The sequence below is a fragment of the Helicobacter sp. NHP22-001 genome (genome assembly GCF_030270165.1).
Classification (GTDB): Bacteria; Campylobacterota; Campylobacteria; order Campylobacterales; family Helicobacteraceae; genus Helicobacter; species Helicobacter gastrofelis.
In genome coordinates this window covers 1-409 of the sequence record NZ_BSWS01000045.1, presented here as the reverse complement: position 1 = coordinate 409, position 409 = coordinate 1, and the positions used below count along the sequence as shown (strand labels likewise).

Genomic DNA, 409 nt, shown 5'->3' with positions numbered 1-409 from the left:
ATTATTCCAATAGCCTTTGATGACGGAGGCGCTGCGGATCCAGAGCTCGCCGATCTCGCCACGCGGCACCTCGCGGCCGTCAGCCCCCATCACGATAATCTCGGCGCCGGGACACGGCAGGCCGACGCTGTCGATATGGGCGGCGGTGAGCTCGCCCGGCATCAGGGTCGAGGGCGAGGTGGTCTCGGTCGCACCATAGCAATTGGCGAGCTTCAGTCCGGGAATCTTGGCGTCGAGCTTTTCGATGGTCGCGACCGGCATCGGTGCGCCGCCGAAGCCGCCGATCCGCCAGCTGGACAGATCGTAGCTGTCGAAATCGGGCTGCATCAGGCAGAGATTGTACATCGCCGGCACCATCACCGTGTAGGTGACACGCTCGCGCGCGGCGACCTTCAGATACGCCGCCGCC

General features: G+C 65.0%; 1 protein-coding gene. It reads right to left on the bottom strand.

Going from position 1 to position 409, the window contains the following annotated elements; translation table 11 throughout:
- On the bottom strand, nucleotides 1-409 hold a 409-nt coding region (locus QSJ47_RS08305), incomplete at both ends, for a class I adenylate-forming enzyme family protein (protein ID WP_285603025.1).